This is a genomic window from Micromonospora sp. NPDC049048, from assembly GCF_043197615.1.
In the GTDB taxonomy this organism is placed as follows: Bacteria; Actinomycetota; Actinomycetes; order Mycobacteriales; family Micromonosporaceae; genus Micromonospora.
Window position 1 is genome coordinate 320,385 of sequence record NZ_JBICTM010000006.1, and the last position, 22,296, is coordinate 342,680.

Here is a 22,296-nt window from a genome sequence, read left to right on the forward strand (position 1 = left end):
CCCCGTCAGCGGCGGACGCCCGTCATGGCCTGGCGGCCGAACCGGTCGGCGTAGAAGGCCGGCTCGGCGCCGGGGCGCCACGGCAGCGCGGCGACCAGCAGGATCAGGGCCAGCGCCAGCGAGTTCTCCATCAGGGCGCCGAAGAGGCCGTCCTGGTAGTGCGACACCTCGGGGAGCTGGTGCTCGTACGGCCAGATCGGGGAGATCAGGAAGAGCAGGTAGAGCCCGATCGCGGCGCCGCCGTGCCGGAGCCCGGTCAACGTCGGGTACCAGATCGGCGAGCGCAGCCCGGTCACCCCCGGCGGTCCGCCGTACCCGCCCTGGCCGGTTCGCAGCGCCGGCCCGCGGCTGGCGTCGCGACGGCGTACGGCCGCGTCGGCCAGCACGATGATCGCGGGGATCACCCAGACCAGGTGGTGCGTCCAGGAGATCGGGCTGATCACGTTGGCGGTGAGACCGACCAGCGTGAACGCGGTCAGCTCGTCGCCGTCGGCGCGGGCGTTGACGGCCCGGGAGAGGCCGAGCGCCAGCATCAGCACCGAGAACGCCAGCCAGAGCAGGCCGGGCGTCTCGATCGAGTCGTACAGCCGGGCCAGCAGCCCCGCCAACGACTGGTTGGGAGTCATGTCGGCGGCCCCGACCCGCTCGGTCTGCCAGAGTACGCCGCCGAAGTAGGCCCGGGACTCCGTGCCGACGACCGCGAAGGAACCGACCGTCACGGCGATCGCGGTGCCGATCGCGGTGGTCGCGGCCCGCCACTGTCGGGTGATGACCAGGTAGGCGATGAACAGCGCCGGGGTGAGCTTGACCGCGGTGGCCAGGCCGATGCCGACGCCGGCCCAGGCGCCGCTGTAGACGAAGCGCAGCAGCAGGCCGTCGCTGGGCGCGATGTGGGTGCCCCGGCGGGACCGCCAGCGGAGGCCGATCAGGTCGGCCATGATCAGCGCGAAGAGGAGCAGGTTCACCTGGCCGTAGCCGAGGGTCTCCCGGGCCGGCTCGACGGCGACCGCCAGCGGCGTCGCGATCCCCACGGTGAACCACAGGGGCCAGCCGAGCCGGTCGACGATCGGGCGGAGCAGCCCGGCCAGCACGATGGCCAGGGCGGCGATGCTCGCGAGGGCGTTGACCATCCCGGCCAGCTCGACCGGCAGGTGCGCCATCGGCAGCATCACCAGGCCGCCGAACGGCGGGTAGGTGAAGCCCAGGGTGGTGCCGGGTGCGATGAACTCGTAGAGCTCGTGACCGCTCGCCCACCACACCACCGCGCCGTGGTAGATCTTCATGTCGAAGAAGTTGTACGGCCGCCCGAAGGCACCGATGGCGAGCCATGCGGCATAGGCGACGGCGGCCACGATGCCAGCCCGTACGACTGTCCTACGATCGATCCCACGCGTTACGCGACGGACTGGGGCGAGGCGGTCCACCCGTCTTCCGACGGTCGCCGGCATGGCGTGGCCACCCCCGTACCAAGGTCGTCCTACCCGTCCAGGTCCTGCACGGAGCCTAGAACGGCGCCTCACGTTAATGCCTCCCGCGTTATGCGACCGTGTCCGATCCCACACAAGTTTTTGACATTTCCACCGCGTTAACGCCTGTCGGGTGGTTCAGGTGATTCGCGGTGTTGACGCGTGAGGGGTCGGCCGGGGGAAGGTATCGACGCAGGTCAGCCGGGCAGTCGTCGGGCCGTCGCTGCTGATCGTACGGCGATCCGGGCCTCCCTGCGGGCGGTACGGACGGCTCGCTGCACGGAACGTCGGGAGTGGCCGATCCGGTGTCCGGTCCGCCAGCGCAGTCCCGGCCTGCCGCCGGTGTCCGCGGCGGCGAGCAGCAGCCCGCCGAAGAGGCCGAGGTTCTTCAGGAAGTGGACCTGGTTGGCGCGCCGCGCCGCCGGGTCGTCGTTGTTCCAGAAGGGATGCCCGGCGAGGGTCACCGGGACCAGCGTGCCGGCGAGGACGAGCGCCGCAGGCCGGGCGAACCGACCGGTGGCGAGCATCAGCCCGGCGCCCACCTGCACCGCCGCGTTGATGCGGATCAGCGTCTCGGTGTCGGTCGGGATGCGGGGGTCGGCCTTCTCCAACAGCGGCGTCACCCGGTCCGTCACGGGCTTCGCGGCCGGGACGAGCTGCCCGGGGTTGCGGAGATTCGTGAACCCGCTGACCACGAAGATGCCGCTCAGCATGGCGCGGGCGAGGGAACGTACGGGTTTCATGGGTCAGTCATACCCCGTCGCCGGCCCGGCTACCCCCGCAACCGCCGATCCGGATCGGCGGCGGTGCACGCCACGCCACGCCGATCCGAGCGACCGTCGCTGATGGACCGCCAGTGAGGGGTAACGTGCCCCGCGTGACGACGCTGCGGCTGCGACCCGAGGACCCGGCCGACATCGGCGCGGTCCGGCGGGTGCTGGCCGCCGCGTTCGCCCGCCCCGACGTGGCCACGCCGCCCGAGGTCGGGCTGGTCGAGGAGTTGCGCGGCAGCGACGCCTGGCTGCCGGAGCTGGCGATGGTCGCCGAGTACGGCGGCGAGGTCGTCGGTTACGCCCTGCTCTCCAGGGTGCGGGTGAAGTCCGACGACCACACCGCGCCGGCCCTGGCGCTCGGCCCGGTGGCGGTCGCGCCGCACCGGCGGCGGATCGGGCTGGGCGCGGCGGTGGTGCAGGCCGCCGTCGAGGCGGCCACCGAGCTGGGCGAACGGCTGGTGGTGGTGCTGGGTGACCCGGCCTACTACCACCGGTTCGGCTTCGGGCGGGCCGACCGGTTGGGCCTGAGCAGTCCCTGGTCGGGCCTGGGCGACCCGTGGCAGGCGCTGGTGCTGCCGCCGTCCACGAGCGGCGAGGGGCCACCGCCGCGCGGTGAGGTGATCTTCCCACCGCCCTGGTCCAAGGTCTGACGCCGGCCTGATCCCACGCGCGAAGCCCGCGCCGCGCCGGACCCGGCCGTCCCGCGCCGCGCTCATCGGGTGTGCGCCCGTCGCGGCCCGTGGTGGCCGGTCAGGCCGGTTGGGTACGCAGGTAGCGGCCGAAGTGGGGGACGGTGAAGGCGACCGTGCCGCGTTCCCCGGAGTAGATCAGGCCCTTCTTGATCAGCGCGTCCCGGGCCGGGGAGAGGCTGGCCGGCTTGCGCCCCAGGGACCGGGCGATCTCCGCCGTCGGTACGGCGGCGTCCATGTCGTCGCGGCCCCCGCCGTCGGTCTCGCCCTCCACCAGGGACAGGGTGGCCATGGCCCGCATGTATTCGCGCTCGGCGGGGGTGGCCCGTTCGAAGCGGGAGCCGAAGAAGCCCACCGCCAGCTCGGCCTCGGCCTCGGGCGCGGCGACCCGTACGTCGGCGGCGGTGATCGGCGAGCGGGGCGCGTGGTCCCAGGTCGCCTTCCCGTACGCCTGGACGAAGTAGGGATAGCCGCCGGACTTCTCGTAGAGCAGGTCGAGCGCCTTCTGCTCGTACTCGACCTCCTCGCGCTCGGCCGGCGCGCAGAGCGCCTGGTCGGCGGCGATCCGGTCGAGCCGGTCGATGCGCTGGTAACGGAAGAGCCGCTCGGAGTACGACTTGGCCGCGCTGAGCACGGCCGGCAGGTGCGGCAGCCCGGCGCCGACCACGATCAGCGGCGCGCCGAGCTGGGACAGCTCGTGGCAGGCGGCGCAGAGCGCGGAGACGTCCTCCGGGCCGAGGTCCTGCATCTCGTCGATGAAGACCGCGATGCCGGTGCCGACGTCGGCGGCCACCGCCGCGGCGTCGGTGAGCAGCTCGACCAGGTCGATCTCGATGTCGCCGGAGTCGGCGCGGCCGCTGGCGGCGGGCACGTCGATGCCGGGCTGCCACCGGTCGCGCAGCTTCGGGGCGGCGTTGCCGCGACCGGTCGGCGCGGTCCGCTGGGCGAACGCCTTGAGTACGCCGAGGAAGGCGTCGATCCGGTCGGGCGCGCGGTGCCGGGGTGCCAGCTCACGGACGGCCATGTGCAGCGCGGCGGCGATCGGGCGACGCAGCGACTGGTCCGGCCGCGCCTCGATCTTTCCGCTGCCCCAGAGGTGGTTGATCGCCTGGGAGCGGAGGGTGTTGAGCAGCACGGTCTTGCCGACCCCGCGCAGGCCGGTGAGCATCAGGCTGCGTTCGGGCCGGCCCCGGGCGATGCGCTCCAGCACGACGTCGAAGACGTCCAGCTCGCGCCCCCGCCCGGCGAGTTCGGGGGGACGCTGGCCGGCGCCCGGCGCGTACGGGTTGCGGACCGGATCCACGCATCGCACAGTATCGGGCCGTCTAGCTGCGGGACTAGACATGCGTAGAGGGGGCAACCGGCGTGTCGGGCCCTCGGGAGGAGTCTCGACGCAAAACTAGGGCTGTCTAGCGTGGATGCTAGACAGCCCTAGTTTCGGCAATCAGCGCTTCTTCAGGCAGAGCACGTAGTCGAGGAAGTCCAGCGAGTTGTTGTGCGTGTAGTTCGCGGTCGCCTCCGGAGCCCGGGTCTTGCAGAGGTTGCCGTTCGCCGTACCGGGGATCCGCAGCAGCACCTCGTACGTGTTGGGGCCACAGGGCACCTTCCGCAGCTCGGCGTCGCTGGCCGTACCGTCGTTGACCACGCAGTCGCCCTTGGCGAACTCGGCCCTGGTGGGGCTCGGACGGGCGGAGGTGGGTGCCGGGGTGGGCTCGTCCGTCGGCTCGGTGGTCGGCTCGACCGTCGGCTTGGCGGGAGCACTCATCGTCGGGGTCGCGATCGGGTCCTCGTCGTCGTCGGACTGCCAGAACGCCCAGCCGGCGAGGCCGAGGCACGGGCAGAGCAGGAGCACCACCACCAGGCCGATGACCAGCGCGATCTTGCCGCCGCCGCCTTTGGCCGGCGGGGCGGCCGGGGGCATCCCGTACCCGCCCGGCAACGGCGGCGGCGGGGCACCCCACTGGCCGCCGGGCGTCGGCGCGGGCCCCGGCCCGGCCGGCGGGTAGCTTCCGTGGACCCCGGCCGGCGGATACCCGGCCCCGGCTCCGGAGGTCGGCGGCGGCGGATAGCCGGCCCCGGACGTGGGCGGCGGCGGGTAGCCGGCCCCGGAGGTCGGCGGCGGATAGCCGGCCCCCGACGTGGGCGGCGGGTAGCCGGCTCCGGAACTCGGCGGCGGGTAGCCCGGATCCTGGGCCGGCGGCGGCGGGGACTGGTTCCACATCGGGTCCGGCTGGCCCCACTGCGGGGCGGCCGGCGCTTCACCACGGGACGGCGGCTGACCCCACTGCGGTTCGCCCCCGGACTGCTGGCCCCACTGGCCGGCAACCGGCGGCTGGCCCCACTCGGGCAGCGTCGGGTCGATGGGGGGCGGGCCGCCCGGAGTGCCGGGCTGGCGCTGGTAGGGGTCGTCCGGCTGCGCGGGTGATCCGTAGGTCGTCATCTCTTCCTCAGGGGTGCGGTCGCCCAGGGGCGCGGTGGTTCAGGGGTTGGTCGCTCAGGGGACGCTGCGGCTCAGCGCTGCGGCGCAGCGCGCTGGCCTAGCGCTGCTTCAGGCAGAGCACGAAGTCGAGGGTGTCCAGCTCGCTGTCGAAGAAGTACCAGTTGGTGTAGCCGTCAACCTTGGCGCACTTCGCCGCCGCGTCCTTCTCGCCGCTGGTCGCGCCGTCGATCCGGCGCAGCACCTCGTACGTCTGCGGGGCGCAGTCGCTGATCAGCAGCTTGGGCTTGCCACCGGCCGGGCCGTCGTTACGGACGCACTGGCCGGCCTTGACGAAGCGCGGGTCGGCCGAGGAGTCGGGGGCGGGCGTGATCGGTGCGGGGGCCGTCGCGCTGGCCGGCGCGTCCGACGGGTCGGCCTTCGCCACGGGCGCGGATCCGGTCGGCGTGGCGACGGGCGTCTCGTCGTCCTGGTCGAGCAGGTAGAGCACCGCTGCCCCGCCGACCAGGACCAGCAGCACCACCGTGGCGAGCACCGCGACGACCGGGGCCGCCCGTCCGCGTCGGCGCTGCGGGGGCGGGCCGGGACCTCCCGCGTACGGGTCACCCCAGGCGTCCGGCCAGGACCCGTCCGACGGGCCGTACGGCTGATCGGGGCGCCGCCCGTGCCACGGGTCCGGGTCCCCGTGACCCGGTGGTCCGTAGTTCGCCATGCACGCCTCCCGTGCGAGTGGTGAGAGGCCGGCCACCAACGAGGGACGCCGACGCCCCCGTCACCGTAGCGTGTCCACCGATGAGCCCACCTCCACCGAGCGCACCGCCGCCGACCGCGGCCGGGACCGGAACCGGACCGGTCGCCGGGGCGGGTCGTACGGCTGCCGCCGGGCCGGCACTGCTCTGGACCGCGTTGCTGCTGGTCTATGTCCTCTGGGGCTCCACCTATCTGGGCATCCGGATCGCCGTGGAGTCCATGCCGCCGCTCACATCGGCGGCTGCCCGGTTCGCCGCCGCCGCCCTGGTGCTGGCGATCGTGCTGCGGGTGCGGCGGGGGCGCGGCGCGCTGCGGGTCGACCGGCGGCAGCTCGCCTCGACGGCACTGGTCGGGGTGCTCCTGCTGGCCTGCGGCAACGGGCTCGTGGTGCTCGCCCAGTCCGGTCCGGCGGGAGTCGCGGTGCCCTCCGGGATCGCCGCGCTGCTGGTGGCCACCGTTCCGCTGCTGGTGGTGCTGCTGCGTACGGTCACCGGCGACCGCCCCCGGTCGTGGACGCTGGCCGGGGTGACGGTGGGCTTCGTCGGCCTGGTGCTGCTGGTGCTGCCGACCGGAGGGGCGGGCGCCGTACCGCTCACCGGGGCGCTGACCGTGGTCGCCGCGGCCACCTGCTGGTCGATCGGCTCCTTCATCTCCGGGCGCATCCGGATGCCCGCCGACCCGTTCGTCGCCACCGTCTACGAGATGCTCGCCGGGGCGGTCGCACTCGCCGTCCTCGCCGTGGGCCGTGGCGAGTTGCGCGGCTTCGACCTGGGCGCCGTGACCACCCGGTCGTGGCTCGCGCTCGCGTACCTGACGGTGGCCGGCTCGCTGGTGGCCTTCACCGCGTACGTCTGGCTGCTGCACAACGCCCCGATCTCGCTGGCCTCCACGTACGCGTACGTCAACCCGGTGGTCGCGGTGACGCTCGGCGCGTTGTTCGTCGCCGAGCCGGTCACCGCGCGGGTGGTGCTCGGCGGCGCGGTCATCCTCGCCGGCGTGGCCCTCGTGGTGAGCACCGAGAGACCGCGACGTCCCGCCCGGGGTACCGCGCCGGAGCCGTCGCGCCGGTAGCGTCCGCCCGTGTCGACCGGGCTGCTGGCATGCGTGGCGCTGCTCGGTGCCCTGAGCGGCCTCGCCGCGCCCCGGGCCGCCCGCCACTTCACCGCCCCGCCCGCGCCGCGCGAACGAGATCCGGCCCGAGATCACGCCGCCGGCACCGGGACAGTGCCGGGCACGGTTCCGCACGCGGAGGACACGCCAGCCGTGGCGCGAGACGCGGACAAGGCGCCAGCCGTGGTGCGAGACGGGGAGGCCGGGCCGTCCGTCGTACGCGTCGTCAAGGCCGCGTGGGGCGCGTCCGCGGGAGCCCTGGTGTTCGCCGGGCTCGCCGCGACCCTGGGGGCCGACCCCGCCCTGCCGGTCCTCCTCGCGCTGGCGGCCGTCGGGCAGGTGCTCGCCCTGGTCGACCTGGCCTGCCTGCGGCTGCCCGACCCGCTGGTGGGCACCGCCGGGCTGGTCGCCGCCGTCGGCCTGACCGGCGTGGCGGCAACCTCCGGCAACCCCGGGCACCTGCTCGGCGCCGTGGCCGGGGCCGTGCTCTGCTTCGCCTGCCACGTGCTGCTGGCGTTGCTGCCCGGTTCCCGGCTGGGCTTCGGCGACGTGAAACTCGCTGCCGTCCTCGGCCTGCCGCTCGGTTGGCTCGGCGGGCCGACCCTGGCGCTCGGGCTGCTCCTGCCGCACCTGCTCCACGGTGTGGTGGTGCTCGTCCTGCTGGCCGCAGGAAGGGTGCGCCGCGACACGCCGCTTCCGCTCGGCCCGGCCCTGCTCACCGGCGCCTGGCTGGCCGCCCTCACCGCCTGAGCCGCGCTGACCGCGTACACCGCATCGACAGTTAGGCCGCACGGGCAGGCCCAACCCGCGCCTGGCCGGCCGCGCCCTGACCGCCGGACGCTGTGTCGCACGTCAGGCGGGGCGGTGGAGCCGGCGGGATCAGATGAGGCGGAGCTGGCGGTCGCGGGGGCGGCGGGGCTCGGTCTCGCCGAAGCGTTCGAAGAGGCCCGGGTCGATGACGTCGAGGAACGGCGACGGGGCGCACTCGCGTTCCGTGCCGTGCCGGCTCCGGCGGGCGGCGTGGGTCACGTAGAGCCGGTCCTGGGCCCGGGTCAGCCCGACGAAGAAGAGCCGCCGCTCCTCGGCGATCGCGTCGGAGTCGGGCGTGCTGCCGGGCCAGCGCAGCGGGAGCAGGCCGTCCTCGGCACCGACCAGGAAGACCACCGGGAACTCCAGCCCCTTGGCGGCGTGCAGGGTGAGCAGGGTGACCGCCTCGGCGCGGGGGTCGAGCGCGTCCACCTCCGCCCCGGTGGCGAGCTGGGAGAGGAACAGCGGCAGGTCGTCGCCGCAGCGGCGGGCCAGCGGGGTGAGCAGGTCGACGGCCGAGCGGACGTCCTCCGGGCGTACGGCACCGGCGCCGTCCAGCGTGGGCACGGCGAAGCGCTCCGCCAGCACCTGACCGGCCAGCCGGACGCGGGCGGCGAGCGAACCGTCGAGCCCGTCCGCGTGGCGCAGCTCGCGCGCGATGGCGGCCACCCCGGGCCGGTCCCGCAGCCGGTCGTGCGAGCGCTTCTGCACCGGGATGTTCGCCCGTGCCAGCGCGTCCACGATCGGGGCGGCCTGCGCGTCGGTGCGGTAGAGCACCGCGATGTCGGAGAAGGAGAGCGAGGTGGACCGGCCGTCGATCCGCCCCGAGTCGAGGGACCGGTGCGACAGCCCGCCGACCAGCTCGTCGATGGTGCGTACGACGAAGTCGGCCTCGTCGGCGACGGACGCCGCCGGGTAGCGACCCACCAGCGGGGCCTCCGGGTCGAGCCGGGCCGGGTCGAGCCGGCGGCCCCGCACCAGCGACGACGGCGCGATGGCCTGTACGGCGGCGGCCAGGATCGGCGCCGACGAGCGGTAGTTGCGGTTCAGCCGGACCAGCCGGGCGTCGGTGAAGTCCTGCGAGAAGCGCAGGAAGTAGCCGACGTCGGCGCCCCGGAAGGAATAGATCGCCTGGTCCGGGTCGCCGATCGCGCAGAGGTTGCCGTCGGCGGGGCTGAGCAGGCGCAGCAGCTCGTACTGCACCTCGTCGACGTCCTGGTACTCGTCGACGAAGATCCACCGCCAGCGCTCCCGGTACCGCTGCACCAGCTTCCGGTCGGCCTTCAGCAGCGCGACCGGCAGGGTCAGCAGCTCGTCGAGGTCCACCAGGTCCTGCTTGCGCAGCAGCGCCGCGTAGGCCGCGTCGTCGTCGCCCGCCTCGGCGCGGGCCTCCGCCCGCTGGGCGTCGTCGGCGATCCGGAAGTCTGCCGGCAGGCCGGCGGCGTCGGCGTTCTCCCGCAGGATCGTCAGACCCAGCGAGTGGAAGGTGCCGACGGTGACGTCCTCGGCGACCGGCCCGAGCAGCCCGTCGAGGCGGTGCCGCAGCTCCTCGGCGGCCCGCCGGGTGAAGGTGATCGCCAGGCACTGCTCGGGGAAGACGTTCAGCTCCGCGCAGAGGTAGGCGATCCGGTGGGTCAGCGTCCGGGTCTTGCCGGTGCCCGGCCCGGCGACGATGAGCAGCGGCCCGCCCGGCGCCGAGGCGGCCACCCGCTGCATGGCGTCCAGCCGGTCCAGCAGGCCCGTGCCGACCTCCTCCATGCCGGCGAGCATCGGCTCGAACGGCTCGTGCGGTGAGGGCGTCGGCGCGATCGGGGGCGGCGGCGCGGGCGGCGCGGCCTTGCGCTTCGGCTCGGCCTTCGCCGCCGCCGGGCGCTTGGCGCGGGGCTTCGGCGCCGGCTCCGCCGGGGTGCGCTGCGCCGGCACGGGTACGTCGAAGAGGGTCTCCTGCGCCGCACCCGCGTTGCCGCCCAGCTCGGCCGGGTCGAAGAGGGTGATGACGCCGTACTCGCCGTCGTAGCCGGGGACCCGGCGCACGTCGCCCCGGCGCAGCCGGCCGATGCCCTCGGCGAGCAGTTCCCCGCCGACCCGGCCGATCTCGTCGAGCGGCGTGGTGGTGAGGATCTCCAGCTCCGGGCCGAGCGCCGCGACCAGCTCGTTGAGTTTTCCTTCGACCTTCTTGGACCGGGCACCCACCTTGTTCAGCTCGCCGAGGATCTCGGCCAGCGGCACCAGGTGGGTGACGTCGCGGGCGTGCGCGGGGCGGTGCCCCGACGGCCGGTCGGCCAGCTCCTCGACCCGGCTGAGTACGCCGACGGTCAGCGGCTTGCCGCACTCCGGGCAGCGGCCACCGGCGGCCCGGGTCTGCTCGGGCGACCAGTTGACCCCGCAGAGGCGGTGCCCGTCCGCGTGGTACTTGCCCTCCTCGGGGAAGAACTCGATGGTCCCGGCGAGCCCGTCACCGGTACGCAGCGCGTCCCGGATGGCGAAGTAGTCGCGGGCGGTGGCGAAGACGGTGGCCTCCCGGGCCAGCGCCGGCGGCGAGTGCGCGTCCGAGTTGGACACCAGCCGGTAGCCGTCCAGGCTGCCGACGCGCCAGTTCATCTCGGGGTCGGAGGAGAGGCCGGTCTCCACCGCGAAGATGTGCTCGGCGAGGTCGGCGTAGCAGTCGGCGATCGCGTCGAAGCCCGACTTGGAGCCCAGCGCGGAGAACCACGGGGTCCAGATGTGCGCCGGCACCAGGTAGCCGTCGGCGCTGGCCTCAAGGGTGATCTCCAGCAGGTCCCGGGAGTCCAGACCGAGGATGGGCCGGCCGTCCGAGCCGAGGTTGCCGATCCGCCCGAGCGCGGTGTTGAACCGGGCCACCGCGTCCAGGTCGGGCAGGTAGATCAGGTGGTGCACCTTGCGGGTGCGGTCGTCTCGCTTGTAGATCGTGGAGATCTCCACGCTGAGCATGAACCGGACCGGGTCCGCCTCCGCCTCGCTCGCCAGGCGGGGCGGCAGCCGGCGGGCGATGTCGCGCTCCGCCTCCGGGCTGAGCCGGTGCAGGCCGGGCTCCGCCGGGTGCAGCGTCTCGCGGAGGTGGTCGTACCAGGCGGGGTGGGTGAAGTCGCCGGTGCCGAGCACCCCGATGCCCTTGCGCCGCGCCCACCAGCCGAGGTTGGGCAGGGTGAGGTCACGGCTGCACGCGCGCGAGTACTTCGAGTGGATGTGCAGATCCGCGACGAACGGCGAAGGGCCGCCGGGGGGTGCGGGACTGAACGGAGGCACGCCGCATCCTGTCACGCCCGCGCCAATACCCACCTGTCGCCACGCACACCCGTGACCTGAGCATCCGGTGCTGGACAACACCGGCCGCCCGCGCTATGGGCTCAGCGGGAGCGCAGCTCCACCAGGGTGATCTGGGGTTCGGCGCCGACGCGGACCGGCGGGCCCCAGAATCCGGCGCCGTTGGTGACGTAGACCTTGGTGCCGTCGACCTCGCCGAGCCCGGAGACCACCGGCTGCTGGAGCTTCACGAGCAGGTTGAACGGCACCATCTGGCCGCCGTGGGTGTGCCCGGAGAGCTGGAGGTCGACGCCGAACTTCGCCGCCTCCACGGCGGCGACCGGCTGGTGGGCGAGCAGCACCACCGGCCTGCTCGGGTCGCGGTCTCCGAGGGCCGCCGCGTAGTCCGCCGGGGCCGCCAGGCCGGTGCCGGAGGCGGTGACGTCGTTGACCCCGGCCAGGTCGAGCACGCCGCCCCGGGCCTGGATCTCCGTCCGCTCGTTCTGCATGACCCGCAGGCCGAGCCGGTCCAGCTCCTGGACCCACTCCTCGACCCCCGAGTAGTACTCGTGGTTGCCGGTGACGAAGTAGCTGCCGTGCCGGGAGCGCAGGCCGCGCAGCGGCTCGGCGGCCTCGCCCAGTTCGGCGACCGAGCCGTCGACCAGGTCGCCGACGACGGCGACGATGTCGGCGTCCAGGCGGTTGATCGCGGCGACGATCCGCTCGGTGTGCGCGCGTCCCCGCAGCGGGCCGAGGTGGATGTCGGAGACGGTGGCGATCCGCAGGCCGTCCATGCTCCGGGGGAGCTTGGCGAGCGGGATCTGCACCCGGTCCAGCTGCGGCGGGCCGAGGGCGGTGCGGATGCCGTACCCGGTCAGGCCGGTGGCGGTGAGCCCGGCGAAGATCGCCGCGCCACGGGTCAGCAGCAGCCGGCGGGCCGGGTCGTGGTCGGGCTGCCCGACGGCGCCGGCGGCCGGCGGGCCGGCCGGACCGGCCGCGCCCCCCAGGATGGGCTCGGGCGCGGCGGGCTCCGCGGCGGGGACCATGGCGGGCTCCGGCGCGGCGGCCGTGGGCTCCGCGGCGGCGACCCGGCGACGCAGCACGAGCTTCGCCACCGCCATCGGCACTTCCAGCGCCACGAGCAGGACGAGCAGATAGAACATGATGGCGAGCCAGAGGTAGCCCGGCCACGCGAGCCAGTAGAGGCCCGCCTGGGTGCCGGCCATGGTCGCCGGTACGAGCAGCGCGAGCACCAGGGCGGTGACGCCGCCGATCCGCCGCCAGCGCCCGGGGACGGTGGTGTCCCTGACCAGGCGCTTCCACAGGTAGAGGTGGATCAGGCCGGTGATCAGTGCGATGGTGGCGACGAACGCCAGTGCCGCCAGCATGTGTGCGCCTCTCCCTCAGCCGCCCGCGAAGGGCGGCAGGACGTCGATCGTGGCCCCGGCCGGTAGCGGTGCCCGCCGATCATGACAGGTCACGCCGTCGACCAGGAAACTCGCCACCGCCAGGACGGCGGCGAGCCGCGCGCCGTGCCGGTCGGTCAGTTCCACGACGATTTCGTCCAGGGACCGGCCGGCGGATGCGGGCTCCTCGGACCTGCCGGCGGCGGCCCGCGCCCCCGCGAAGTAGCGGACGGTCAGCGTCGTTCCGGAGCCGGTCGCCTGCCCGGCACCACGGGCCGGGGGTGTCGATGCTGCCACGGGTCAGCCTCCGATCGCGGACATCGGCCGGGCCGGCTGGAGGAAGGCCGGGTCGTCGATGCCGTGCCCGGCCCGTTTGCCCCACATCGCGGCCCGCCAGCGCCGGGCCAGCTCGTCGTCGTCGGCCCCGGCCCGCAGGGCGCCGCGCAGGTCGGACTCCTCGGTGGCGAAGAGGCACGCGCGTACCTGCCCGTCGGCGGTGAGCCGGGTGCGGTCGCAGTCGCCGCAGAAGGGCCGGGTGACGCTGGCGATCACGCCGACCCGGGCGGGGCCGCCGTCGACCAGCCAGGTCTCGGCCGGTGCCGCGCCGCGCTTCGCCGGGTCGGGTGCCAGGTCGTACGCGCCGCGCAGGGAGGCCAGGATCCCGTCGGCGGTGACCATGCTGTCGCGGTCCCAGCCGTGCTGGGCGTCCAGCGGCATCTGCTCGATGAACCGCAGCTCGTAGCCGTGGGCGAGGGCGAAGCGGAGCAGCTCGGGGGCCTCGTCGTCGTTGACACCGCGCATCAGCACCGCGTTGATCTTGACGGGGGTGAGGCCGGCGGCGGCCGCCCCGGCCAACCCGGCCAGCACGTCCGCCAGGCGCGGGCGCCGGGTCAGCCGCGTGAACCGCCCCGGGTCCAGCGTGTCGAGCGACACGTTCACCCGGTCCAACCCGGCGGCGCGCAACGCGGGGGCGAGCCGGTCCAGCCCGATGCCGTTGGTGGTCAGCGAGATCCGGGGGCGCGGCTCCAGCGCCGCCACGGCGGCCACGATGCCGACCAGGCCGGGCCGGATCAGCGGCTCCCCACCGGTGAACCGCACCTCGGTCACGCCGAGCAGGCGCACCGCGACGCCGACCAGCCGGACGACCTCGGCGTCGCCGAGCAGTTGCGGGCCGGGCAGCCACGCCAGCCCTTCGGCCGGCATGCAGTAGGTGCAGCGCAGGTTGCACTTGTCGGTGAGGGAGACCCGCAGGTCCCGGGCGACGCGGCCGTACCGGTCGGCGAGGGCGCCGTCGGTCGGCGGGGCGGCGGTCACCCGTCGACGGTAGCTCGCCCGAGCCCGGCCAGGGCCGACCGGGCGGTGCGGGCCACCGCATCGCGGTACGCCCCGCCGAACAGCGCGGCGTGCACCAGCATCAGGTGCAGCTGGTGCAGCGGCACCCGCTCGCGCCACCCGTCGGCCAGCGGCCACTGCTCGGCGTACGCGGAGCGGATCCGGTCGAGGTGCGGTGCGCCGCCGAAGAGCGCGAGCTGCGCCAGGTCCGTCTCGCGGTGCCCGCCGTGCGCCGCCGGGTCGACCACCCAGACCCGGTCGTCCGCGCCCCAGAGGACGTTGCCCGGCCAGAGGTCCCCGTGGATCCGCGCCGGCGGCTCGTCCCCGCCGAACTCGCCGATCCGCTCGACGACCTGCTCGACCAGGCGGGCCTCGCTGCCGGTGAGCGCGCCGCCGTCGACCGCCGCCCGGAGGTACGGCGTGAGCCGCGCCCGGGCGAACCAGGCCGACCAGGGGCCGTGGTCGGGCGTGTTGTCCGCCGGCAGCGCCCCGATGAACCCGCTCCACCCGGCGCCGAAGGCCGACGCCCCGGCCCGGTGCAGCCCCGCCAACTCCCGGCCGAACCGCTCGGCCGCCTCGGGCGTCGGCTCGCCGGGGTCGACCCACTCCAGCGCGAGCAGCCCGGGCAGCGCCACGATCACCTCCGGTACGGCCACGGCGCCCGCCTCGCCGAGCCAGCGCAGACCGGCCGCCTCGGCGGCGAAGAAGCCCTCGGGCGCGGGCCTGCCGGCGCTCTCCGGCCAGCTCTTGGCGAAGACCGAGTGCCCGTCGTCCAGCGTGAGCCTCGACGCCGCGCAGATGTCGCCGCCGGCGACCGGCGTCTCCCGGATCCGCTGGTGGGTCAGGAAGGTCGGCAGGTGCTCCGGGTGCGCCCGTAGGTACGCCAGATCCATCTGCGCAAGGTAACGCCTCCCGCCGGCCGTGCGGCTGCCGCCCACACCATGTCGCGGGGCATTTCAGGTTCAACGTGTATTACTGGGTGTCCGACAACGGCGTATTCGACGCTGCGGCCCAGCGGCAGAACGTCGCATGTCATGAACTAGGTCACAGTGTTGGCCTCCGCCACAGGAGCGATACCACCGCGAGTTGCATGTGGACCTACGCCGGCGATAACGGTGGCGCCACTTACGATGGACACGATCGCGCGCACATCAATGCTCAATGCTGACGATTAGGGGACGCTCATGAACTCGACGTGGAGAACAAGGATCACCGCAGGTCTCAGCGTAATTGTCATCGCGGGTTCTGGTTGTGCAAGTCAGCCGGGCGTCGGGGACAAGGGTGCGCAGATACAGAACGAGCCAGCACCAGGTGCTATAACGAGCGTTGACCGGTATCACCCTGGGGACGAAAAATTCTACGACAGCCTGCGGCTCGACGGGGCGATGCTCGTCGCGCCTCCGGCGGACGTCCGAGCCGCTACCGGCAATGCCGATGCGGTGGTCGTCGCAACCATCACCGACGTCAAGCTTCTACGGGTCATGAGTGATCTGCAAACCGTTGGCCTCAGTCTCGGTGTCTCGGAGACGATCAACGGCAGTCTGCAGCCGGAACTGATGGGAAAGATTGTCGTGGAGTTTCCACTGGGGGAACCCCAGAGCGCTGCGAAGCAGTTGGCAGAGCTGCAGTCGAGTCTTCCACAGGGAAGCGCCGTATGGTTCCTCGAGTGGCAGGGGAACAAGAGGCCGGTCACGAAGCCCGAAGTCACCGAGAACACCGACCCTGCAGATCCGGCCCTGTACGCTCCGCTGCACATGCACGCGATGTTCGCGCAGGGAGACGCAGCAGTCGTGAAGCCGCTCGGCGAGCACGGCGAGAACGACAAGCCTCTACCCGGGGTGCAGGCGGACGGCGAGAGGTTCGACAAGCTCAGCAGTCTGATCGGACACATTCGCGCAATTGGTGGATAGTTCTTCCGCAACGTCTCGACGTGAAGCCGATAACCGGCGTTGTCCCGGGCCGCGCTCCGGGTCACCCGGTGCCGCACCTCGGGGGCGGGGTCGCCGCCGCGGAGCTTGAACCCGTTGCCGCCGCCCGCAAGTCGAAGGGCTCGGCGTTCAACCCGAGCAGCTTCTACTCGTACACCCTGCACAACGCCGCGGACATCCCGGCCCTGCTGCGTACCCACGCCGGGCCGCAGGCCAGCATCGGTGCCTGACCGGTTCGCGGTGGCGTCGGCGGTCCCGCCGGCCGGCGCCACCGCACCCCACGCGACCTCAGCCGCCGTCGGCCACGGACACGGCGGCGCGCCCGCGCCGGGCGGCCAGCAGCGCCAGCATCCCGGCGGCCTGGACCACCGTGAGCACCACCAGGGCGGTACGGAAGCCGGCCAGCCCGCCCCCGGCGGCGGTCCAGCACAGCGCGGCGACCGCCGGCGCGAGCGTCGTCGCGATCATCCGGACGGTGCCGCCGACGCCGCCGGCGGCACCCGTCGAGCCGGCGGGCGCCGCCGCCATGACCGCCGCGATGACCGGGGTGTTGAACAGGCCGAATCCGACGCCGAGCAACGCGACCTGCCAGGCGAGGTGCGCCAGCCCGGAGTCGGCGGAGAGCGTGACCGGCAGCAGCGTCGCCCCGGCCGTCAGCGCGGCGCCCGTCGCCGCCGCCGGCAGCGCGCCGACCCGGTCGGCGAGCCAGCCGGCGACGGGCGAGGTGACCGTCATGGCGCCGATCTGGACCAGCAGCAGCATCCCGGCCACCTCAGGTCCCTTGTGCAGCACGTCGGCGAGGAAGTACGGCAGGAGGAAGACCGTCAGCGCGACGTTGAAGCACACCAGGAACAGCCCGAGGGCGGTGAACCCGAAACGGCGGGCGCGGACCAGCGCGATGACCGGCCGTGAGGCGGGCAACCGCGCCCAGGTCACGCCCAGCCCCACGGCCAGCGCGCCGAGCCCTGCCGCCACCACCGGCCGGGTGACGATCTCGTCGACGGCGACGAGCACCGCGGCGACCGTGCCGCCCAGCAGCACCGCCTCGCGCAGCAGCGGCAGCCCGGGGACGGGCAGACCCCGGCCGTCGCGGGGCAGCGCCCACAGGCCCAGCCAGAGCGCGCCCGCGACGAGGGGCAGCTTCAGCAGGAACACCGCGCGCCAACCGGAGGTGCCGGCCACCAGCCCGCCCAACGAGGTGCCGGCCATTCCGCCGATGGTCATGATGGTCACCACCGCGCTGATCGCGCGGGCCCGCTGGTCCGCCCGCACGGTCGCGGCGATCACCGGCAGGTAGACCGCCAGCGTCAGACCGCCCGCGACGCCCTGGAACAGCCGTACGGCCAGCAGCACCCACAGCGCCGGTGCGCAGGCGGCGAACACGCTGGTGACCCCGACACCGGCCATGGACACGGCGAAGATCAGCCGGGCATCCGCCCGGTCGGCCCAGCGGCCCGCCGGGATGGCGATCGCGGCCATCGGCAGCGCGTACGCGAGCAGCACCCAGGTGGTGGCGGCCGGGTCGGCGCCCAGGTCGGCGCCGATCGAGGGCAGCACGACGCCGGCCATGCTCATCTCGGAGGTCGCCACGAGCATGGCGAGGGCGACCGCCACGACCGGCGCCCAGCGGGTGTGCACGACCGGGGTCGACGGCTGCGGTGCGGGTGCGGCGGTCATGGGCACCGACGGTAGGGACGCGGACCCTCGCCGGGCATCTGTCGAACGACCGTAGCGGCCACCGGCGCGGGGCCGGGCCCGGCGACCGGTCAGTTGACAGATGGCGGGGCCCCGCCGGCTGCCTAGCGTGGTCGGCACATCCACCCCGAGCACCCAGGAGAGCACCATGACCACGCAGAGACTGCGGCTCGCCGTCATCGTCGGCAGCACCCGGCAGGGCCGCTTCGGCCCGGTGGTGGCCGAGTGGTTCGTCGACCAGGCGTGCCGGCACGACGGCTTCGAGATCGACGTGGTCGACCTGACCGAGGTCGACCTGCCGCCGTCGCTCGGCGGGTTCGGCGCCCCGCGGCCGGCGGCGGTGGAGGCGCTAGCGCCACGGCTGGCCGCCGCCGACGCCTTCGTGGTGGTGACGCCGGAGTACAACCACAGCTACCCGGCCTCGGTCAAGATCGCGATCGACTGGTACCGCGACGAGTGGCGCGCCAAGCCCGTCGGTTTCGTCTCCTACGGCGGGGTCTCCGGCGGCCTACGTGCGGTGGAGCACCTGCGGCTGGTGTTCGCCGAGTTGCACGCGACGACCGTACGGGACACCGTGAGCTTCCACAGCTGCTGGGAGCGGTTCGACGAGTCGGGGACGCCGGTGGAGCCGCAGGGCTGCAACAACGCCGCCAAGACCGTGCTGGACCAGCTCGGCTGGTGGGGGTGGGCCCTGCGGGACGCCCGGGAGCGCATCCCGTACGCGGCCTGAGGTTCGCGCCGGCTGCGCCCGGGAGCGCCCTGCGGGGGCGCGGTACGTCTCGACGGGCCCGGTGGGCGCGTAGCCTTGACCCCCGTGCTGCACGGCCGAAGCGAGGAGACCGCCCGGATCGACGCCATGCTCGGGCAGGCGCGGGCCGGGCGCAGCGGTGTGCTCGTCCTGTGCGGTGAGGCCGGCATCGGCAAGTCGGCGCTGCTCGACGACGCCGCCGCCCGCGCCGACGACATGCGGGTGCTGCGCACCGACGGCACCGAGTCGGAGGCGGGCTTTCCCTTCTCCGGGCTGCACCTGCTGCTGGGCCGCCAGACCGGCCGGCTCGACGCCCTGCCCGCCCCGCAGGGCCGGGCGTTGCGGGTGGCGCTCGGTCAGGAGACCGGCGGCGACGTCGACCGCTACCTCGTCGGGCTGGCCGTGCTGACCCTGCTGGCCGAGCTGGCCGAGGAACGCCCGCTGCTCTGCCTGGTCGACGACGCGCACTGGCTCGACCCGGCCTCGGCGGAGGCGCTGATCTTCGCCGTACGGCGGCTCGACGCCGAGGCCATCGCGGTGATCGTGGCGGTCCGCACCGACGAACCGTCCCCGTTCGACCGGGCCGGTCTGCCGGAGCTGCCGATCGGGCCGCTGGCCGAGTCGGCCGCCGCCGAGGTGCTGGCGCAGCGGTCGGATCCGGTGCCCGGTCATCTCCGGCCCGACCTGCTCACCGAGGCGCAGGGCAACCCGCTCGCCCTGCTGGAGCTGCCGGTCGACGGCGAGCCACGCCGGGTGCCGTCCTCGCGTTTCCAGCGACTCCACGAGGTCTTCGCCGAACGGGTGCGGCGGCTGCCCGAGGCGACCCGGCGGCTGCTCGTCGTCGCCGCGTCCTCCGCCGACGCCTCCGTGGTGTTCCCGGCCGCGGAGCGCCTCGGCTGCACCCGTGACGACCTGGCCCCCGCCGAGCAGGCGCAGCTCGTACGGCTGGTGGAGGGCCGGCTCGTGTTGCGCCATCCGCTGTTGTTCTCGGCGCTGCGGGAGACCGCGGAGGCCGGCAGCCGGCTGGCGGCGCACGAGGCGTTGGCGGAGGTCTACGCGGCCCGGGGCGACGTCTGCTCGTACGCCTGGCACCGGTCGGCGATGGCCACCGGGCCGGACGAGGAGGCGGCGGTCGCCCTGGAGACCGCGGCCTCGACCGGGGCGGTCCGGGGAAGCGCCGCCGTCTCGGCCATGTACGAACGGGCCGCCGAACTCACCGCCGACCGGGCCCGGCGCGGGCGGCGGCTGACCGTCGCGGCGGAGGCGGCGGCCGACACCGGCCAACTGGATCGGGCCGCGACGCTGGCCGACCAGGCCGCCGACCACGTCACCCACCCCCTGCAACTGGCCGACATCGCCCTGGTCCGCGCCGCCGTGCTGGACTCGCGGGACCGGCCCAGAGAGGCCCACCGCCTGCTCTCCGACGCCGCAGTCGCGGTGGCCGACCTCGCTCCGAGCCTGGCCGGTCACCTGCTCTTCCGCGCCGGCCGGGCGGCCGCCCACGCCGGTGACTTCGGTGCGCTGGACCGCACCGCGGCCCGGGCCGAGGAGCTCGGCGTGCCCAGCGCCCACCTCGTCGCCGCGCTGTCCCGCGCGTTCGCCGCGCAGAACGCCCTCACCGACGCCTCCGTCGCACCGCTGCGGGTGCTGGTCGAGGAGACGACCGGGTGCGACAGGCACCTCGAACTGCTCGACATCGGGTGGTGGCACATCATGCTGGCCGATTTCGACAGCGCGGACGACATCGCGGCGCGGCTGGCCGCCGTGGCCCGTCAACAGGGTGCCGCCGGCCTGCTGGCCTCGGTGCTGCCGCTGCTCGCCTGCGCCCAGCTCATGCGGGGCCGGCACGACGACGCGGAGGCCAACGCGACGGAGGGGCTACGGATCGCCGCCGACACCGGGCAGCGCCGGCACGCCGTCACCCTGACCACCGTGCTCGCCTCCCTGGCCGCCATCCGGGGTGCGGAACAGCGGTGCGTCGAGCTGACGGCGGAACCCATCGCCCGGGGCGTGACGCCGGGCAACATCCACGCGGCGGGTGCGCTGAGCCTGCTCGACCTGGGCCTCGGCCGGTACGAGGCGGCCTTCGGCCGGCTCTCCGGCATGCTGGGCGCCCGGCACCGGGGCGGCGCGATGGTCAGCCTTCCCGACCTGGTGGAGGCCGCGACCCGGGTGGACCGGCCGGCGGACGGGCTCTCGGCCGCCCGGCAGTACGCCGAATGGGCCGGGCGCGTCCGGCAGCCGTGGACGCGGGCGATCGCACTGCGCTGCCAGGCGCTGCTGGACGGCAACGCCGACGACCGGTACGCCCAGGCGGTGGCGCTGCACCAGCAGGGCGGCCCGCCGTTCGAGCGGGCCCGCACGGAACTGCTGTACGGCGAGTGGCTGCGCCGGGCACGCCGGATCAGCGAGGCGCGGATCGTGCTGCACTCGGCGCTGGAGATCTTCGACCGGCTCCAGGCCCAGCCCTGGAGCGCGCGGGCGCGCGCCGAGCTGCGCGCCGCCGGGGAGAGCGTCCGGGCCGCCGACACGGGTGCCGTGCAGCGGCTGACCCCGCAGGAACACCAGGTGGTGCAGCTGGCGGCCCGGGGGCTGAGCAACCGGGAGATCGGGGCGCAGCTCTTCCTGAGCCCCCGTACGGTCGGCTACCACCTCTACAAGGCGTATCCCAAGCTGGGCGTCGGCTCCCGCAGCGAGCTGGCGTCCCTGGTGGCGGCCCGGCCCGAGCACCCCGCCCGCGCCGGGGCGTAAGCCGCCGACCTGGCCGAATACGTTCGGTGACTGTGGATAACCCGAGTGTCGTCCACAGGGGACGTCGACCGGTCCACGCGCGCCGCAGGCTGCCAGCCATGACCCCCACCGACCGCCTCCGCCTCGCCGTCCGTTCCCCCGCCGACCTCATCGCCGCCGTGCCCTACCTGCTCGGCTTCCACCCGACCCGCAGCGTCGTCGTGGTGGCGATGCGGGGCCGCCGGATCACCTTCGCCGCCCGCGCCGACCTGCCCGATCTCGCCGACCCGCGCGACCCTGCCGGCCATCTCGCGGGCGTCGTCGCCCGGCAGGACGCCGAGACCGCCACCGTGCTGGGATACGGCCCGGCACACCTGGTCACCCCGGCGGTCGACGCCGTGCGCGCCGCGCTGAGCGCCGCCGGGCTGGCCGTGCTCGACGCCCTCCGGGTCACCGACGGCCGCTACTGGTCGTACCTGTGCGTGGAGCCGGAGTGCTGCCCGCCCGACGGCAAGCCCTACGACGTCGCCGCCAGCGAGGTCAGCGCGGCGGCCGTCTTCGCCGGCCAGGTCGCCCTGCCCGACCGGGACGCCCTCGTCGCGCAGGTCGCCCCGGTGACCGGTCCGGCCCGGACGGCCGTACGCGAGGCCACCGCCCGTGCAGGGCGACGGCTGGCGGAGCTGTCGGACCGGGCGCCGACGGCCGACCCGCGCGGCGAGCGGGCGGTCCGCTCCGCCGGGGCTGCCGCCGTACGCAGCGCACAGCGCCGGTACCGGCGGGGCGGGGCGCTCACCGACAGCGAGGTGGCCTGGCTGAGCCTGCTGCTGACCCACGTGCCGGTACGCGACCACGCCTGGGAACGCACCGACGGCCGGGACGCGGACATCGCGCTCTGGACCGACGTGCTGCGCCGGGCCGAACCGGAGCTGATCGCCGTGCCGGCCGCGCTGCTGGCGTTCGCGGCGTGGCGGGCGGGGCAGGGCGCGTTGGCGGCGGTGGCCCTCGAACGCGCCCTGGCCGAGCACCCCGGCCACTCGATGGCGCTGCTCCTCGACGACCTGCTGCGCCGGGGCGTGCCGCCCTCCGAGCTGGACGGCTGGCCGGCGGTGGGAACGCCCGGAGTGCTCCGCCGCCGGCGCCGCCGACGCGGCCCTCGCTGAC

At 74.4% G+C, this 22,296-nt stretch carries 20 protein-coding genes; 9 read left to right on the forward strand and 11 right to left on the reverse strand.

Annotation, left to right across the window (positions count from 1 at the left end):
* Window positions 1–5 precede the first annotated feature (5 nt).
* A complete protein-coding gene (locus ACGFIG_RS21040; RefSeq protein WP_393005251.1) occupies window positions 6–1,448 on the reverse strand; it encodes a glycosyltransferase 87 family protein in 1,443 nt (480 codons plus the stop codon).
* A 215-nt stretch (window positions 1,449–1,663) separates the two neighbouring features.
* Window positions 1,664–2,209, reverse strand: a complete 546-nt coding sequence (locus ACGFIG_RS21045) for a DoxX family protein (RefSeq protein ID WP_393005253.1) — start codon at window positions 2,207–2,209, stop codon at window positions 1,664–1,666.
* Between the two features lie 125 nt (window positions 2,210–2,334).
* Here ACGFIG_RS21045 and ACGFIG_RS21050 point away from each other — a divergent pair, with 125 nt between their 5' ends.
* Complete coding sequence (locus ACGFIG_RS21050; RefSeq protein ID WP_393005255.1) at window positions 2,335–2,889, forward strand: GNAT family N-acetyltransferase; 555 nt, start codon at window positions 2,335–2,337, stop codon at window positions 2,887–2,889.
* 100 nt (window positions 2,890–2,989) lie between these two features.
* Here ACGFIG_RS21050 and ACGFIG_RS21055 read toward each other — a convergent pair whose 3' ends face one another.
* From ACGFIG_RS21055 to ACGFIG_RS21065, 3 genes are all read right to left on the reverse strand, one after another.
* Window positions 2,990–4,231 carry an AAA family ATPase gene (locus tag ACGFIG_RS21055; protein WP_393005257.1) on the reverse strand — a complete coding sequence of 414 codons (1,242 nt, stop codon included), beginning with the start codon at window positions 4,229–4,231 and terminating at the stop codon, window positions 2,990–2,992.
* A gap of 141 nt (window positions 4,232–4,372) precedes the next feature.
* The gene (locus tag ACGFIG_RS21060; RefSeq protein ID WP_393005259.1) at window positions 4,373–5,368 is read right to left on the reverse strand and encodes a hypothetical protein; all 996 of its coding nucleotides are present in this window, start codon (window positions 5,366–5,368) and stop codon (window positions 4,373–4,375) included.
* A 97-nt stretch (window positions 5,369–5,465) separates the two neighbouring features.
* Window positions 5,466–6,077: a hypothetical protein gene (locus ACGFIG_RS21065; protein WP_393005261.1), complete on the reverse strand. Its 612-nt coding sequence runs from the start codon at window positions 6,075–6,077 to the stop codon at window positions 5,466–5,468.
* Between the two features lie 80 nt (window positions 6,078–6,157).
* Between ACGFIG_RS21065 and ACGFIG_RS21070 the strand changes: the two genes are divergently transcribed.
* Window positions 6,158–7,186, forward strand: coding sequence for an EamA family transporter (locus ACGFIG_RS21070; RefSeq protein WP_393005263.1), 1,029 nt, complete (start codon window positions 6,158–6,160; stop codon window positions 7,184–7,186).
* A gap of 9 nt (window positions 7,187–7,195) precedes the next feature.
* Window positions 7,196–7,975: a prepilin peptidase gene (locus ACGFIG_RS21075; protein ID WP_393005265.1), complete on the forward strand. Its 780-nt coding sequence runs from the start codon at window positions 7,196–7,198 to the stop codon at window positions 7,973–7,975.
* Between the two features lie 129 nt (window positions 7,976–8,104).
* Here the strand turns inward: ACGFIG_RS21075 and ACGFIG_RS21080 are convergent, their stop codons facing one another.
* The 5 genes from ACGFIG_RS21080 to ACGFIG_RS21100 all read right to left on the reverse strand — a co-directional run bounded on the left by ACGFIG_RS21080 (window position 8,105) and on the right by ACGFIG_RS21100 (window position 14,927).
* Window positions 8,105–11,299: a UvrD-helicase domain-containing protein gene (locus ACGFIG_RS21080; protein WP_393005267.1), complete on the reverse strand. Its 3,195-nt coding sequence runs from the start codon at window positions 11,297–11,299 to the stop codon at window positions 8,105–8,107.
* A 101-nt stretch (window positions 11,300–11,400) separates the two neighbouring features.
* Window positions 11,401–12,684, reverse strand: coding sequence for a metallophosphoesterase (locus ACGFIG_RS21085; protein ID WP_393005269.1), 1,284 nt, complete (start codon window positions 12,682–12,684; stop codon window positions 11,401–11,403).
* Window positions 12,685–12,699: 15 nt separating this feature from the next.
* Window positions 12,700–12,999 carry a MoaD/ThiS family protein gene (locus tag ACGFIG_RS21090; protein WP_393005271.1) on the reverse strand — a complete coding sequence of 100 codons (300 nt, stop codon included), beginning with the start codon at window positions 12,997–12,999 and terminating at the stop codon, window positions 12,700–12,702.
* A 3-nt stretch (window positions 13,000–13,002) separates the two neighbouring features.
* Window positions 13,003–14,016, reverse strand: coding sequence for a GTP 3',8-cyclase MoaA (gene moaA, locus ACGFIG_RS21095; RefSeq protein ID WP_393005273.1), 1,014 nt, complete (start codon window positions 14,014–14,016; stop codon window positions 13,003–13,005).
* On the reverse strand, window positions 14,013–14,927 hold the full coding sequence (locus ACGFIG_RS21100) for a fructosamine kinase family protein (protein WP_393005275.1): 915 nt from the start codon (window positions 14,925–14,927) through the stop codon (window positions 14,013–14,015). Before ACGFIG_RS21100 ends, moaA begins: the two co-directional genes overlap by 4 nt.
* Before the next feature lie 86 nt (window positions 14,928–15,013).
* On the opposite strand from ACGFIG_RS21100, the gene ACGFIG_RS21105 reads away from it, so the two are divergent.
* The 3 genes from ACGFIG_RS21105 (at window position 15,014) to ACGFIG_RS21115 (ending at window position 16,192) form a co-directional block, all read left to right on the forward strand.
* Window positions 15,014–15,202 (forward strand): matrixin family metalloprotease, encoded by a 189-nt coding sequence (locus ACGFIG_RS21105; protein ID WP_393005277.1) that lies wholly within the window; start codon window positions 15,014–15,016, stop codon window positions 15,200–15,202.
* A 16-nt stretch (window positions 15,203–15,218) separates the two neighbouring features.
* Window positions 15,219–15,944: a hypothetical protein gene (locus ACGFIG_RS21110; RefSeq protein WP_393005279.1), complete on the forward strand. Its 726-nt coding sequence runs from the start codon at window positions 15,219–15,221 to the stop codon at window positions 15,942–15,944.
* Between the two features lie 68 nt (window positions 15,945–16,012).
* Window positions 16,013–16,192 carry a hypothetical protein gene (locus tag ACGFIG_RS21115; protein WP_393005281.1) on the forward strand — a complete coding sequence of 60 codons (180 nt, stop codon included), beginning with the start codon at window positions 16,013–16,015 and terminating at the stop codon, window positions 16,190–16,192.
* Window positions 16,193–16,250: 58 nt separating this feature from the next.
* Here the strand turns inward: ACGFIG_RS21115 and ACGFIG_RS21120 are convergent, their stop codons facing one another.
* Window positions 16,251–17,639 (reverse strand): MFS transporter, encoded by a 1,389-nt coding sequence (locus ACGFIG_RS21120; protein ID WP_393005283.1) that lies wholly within the window; start codon window positions 17,637–17,639, stop codon window positions 16,251–16,253.
* Between the two features lie 166 nt (window positions 17,640–17,805).
* On the opposite strand from ACGFIG_RS21120, the gene ACGFIG_RS21125 reads away from it, so the two are divergent.
* The 3 genes from ACGFIG_RS21125 (at window position 17,806) to ACGFIG_RS21135 (ending at window position 22,295) form a co-directional block, all read left to right on the forward strand.
* A complete protein-coding gene (locus ACGFIG_RS21125; protein WP_393005285.1) occupies window positions 17,806–18,387 on the forward strand; it encodes an NADPH-dependent FMN reductase in 582 nt (193 codons plus the stop codon).
* An 84-nt stretch (window positions 18,388–18,471) separates the two neighbouring features.
* On the forward strand, window positions 18,472–21,156 hold the full coding sequence (locus ACGFIG_RS21130) for an ATP-binding protein (protein ID WP_393005287.1): 2,685 nt from the start codon (window positions 18,472–18,474) through the stop codon (window positions 21,154–21,156).
* Window positions 21,157–21,254: 98 nt separating this feature from the next.
* Window positions 21,255–22,295: a DUF4192 domain-containing protein gene (locus ACGFIG_RS21135; RefSeq protein WP_393005289.1), complete on the forward strand. Its 1,041-nt coding sequence runs from the start codon at window positions 21,255–21,257 to the stop codon at window positions 22,293–22,295.
* Window position 22,296: the final 1 nt, after the last annotated feature.